The following is a 1,465-nucleotide window of genomic DNA, read 5'->3' on the forward strand; positions in this document are numbered from 1 at the left end:
GAAGATTGTTTAAGTAAAAAATTAATATTTTTATTTTATTTTTCAGCATTTTTGTTGACTTATTAGAATAAAAAATGTTAATATATTTCCGACAGTTCCCTAAGAGCCTCTTAACAATGCGCAACCCTTAGGGACATTTGAAAGCTGATTATGGATAAAAAAACATATAATAAACCCCACAGAACTTGGCAAGAACAATTAGAATTGTTAAGATCTAAAAATTTAACTATTTTAAATGAAGATTTTGCTTTAGAAAAATTAAGAAATTTAAATTATTACAGATTAAGTGCATATTTTTTACCTTTTTATGATGATAATAAGAATTTTATTAAAAATACTAATTTCACGGATATTATTTATTTGTATGATTTTGATATGGAGCTAAAAGCTCTAGTTTCTAATGCTTTGCAGACAATTGAGCTATATTTTAGAACACAAATTGCATACTACCATACATTATCCTTTGGTGCTACAGGATATTTATGTGAGTTAAATTTTACACAAAATCATAAAAACATTAAAACACACAAAAGCCTTATAGATACGATATTTAAGGAAGTAAAACGCTCTAACGAAAGCTTTATAAAGCATTTTTTAGATAATTATAATGAAATACCCTTATGGGCAATTGTAGAAGTAATGTCGTTTGGCACTTTATCTAACTTTTACGCATTATTGCAGACAAACGAGCAAAAGAAAATTTCTGATATTTTTAATATAAATAAATCTATTTTAGTAAATTGGTTACATATAGCAACGCTTGTAAGAAATATTTGCGCACATCATTCAAGATTATGGAATAAAACTCTAGCCGTAGTCTTAAAAATTCCTAGCAAAAATGACTTTTTTCAAAATCAAGATTTAAATAATCAAAAAATTTTTGCATTTTTAAATGTAATAATTTATTTATTACAAACTATAAATCCTAAAAACACCTTTTATAATGACTTAAATACATTACTAAATAAATATCCAAATATAAATCTAAAATCAATGGGTTTAAACGATAATCAATATATTATAAAAATATAAGCAAGCTTTTAAAAATATTAATCAATTTTGTATAACATCTCATCACATCTTAGGGGCGAATGGGTCGCCCCCCGCTTTTGCGGGTCTTTCATCAAAACTTTTCACAAATATTTCACATTTTCACAAGTTTTTCACAAAATCCTAATTCTAATTTTAAATTCCGTGAAATTTCGCACTCTCAAATCCTATTCATTTCGGTTAGCTCGTTTAAAAACGAGCTAACACAAGGCTTTTTACGATTTTTTCCTAACAGAAAAAATCACAAAAAGCCACCTATCCCCACATCACAATCACATTTTTAAAAATTTTTTCACATCACCTCTAAAGTTATTTTTTAGCACACCGATATAGTTGTAACTTGATAAGGAAATCAAGACAATTATTTTTTTAAGGAGAAAATTATGGGATTCAGAATTAACACAAACGTGGCGGC

General features: G+C 26.8%; 1 protein-coding gene. It reads left to right on the top strand.

The features are described from left to right. Positions 1 to 150 precede the first annotated feature (150 nt). On the top strand, positions 151 to 1,032 hold the full coding sequence (locus tag AVBRAN12647_RS09545; protein WP_336614371.1) for an Abi family protein: 882 nt from the start codon (positions 151 to 153) through the stop codon (positions 1,030 to 1,032). Positions 1,033 to 1,465: the final 433 nt, after the last annotated feature.

It is taken from the genome of Campylobacter sp. RM12647 (genome assembly GCF_020138135.1).
Classification (GTDB): Bacteria; Campylobacterota; Campylobacteria; order Campylobacterales; family Campylobacteraceae; genus Campylobacter_E.

What these genes read in the sequence shown, in the direction of transcription:
- AVBRAN12647_RS09545 (WP_336614371.1), top strand. Translation starts at nt 151, where the DNA reads ATGGATAAAAAAACATATAATAAACCCCACAGAACTTGGCAAGAACAA.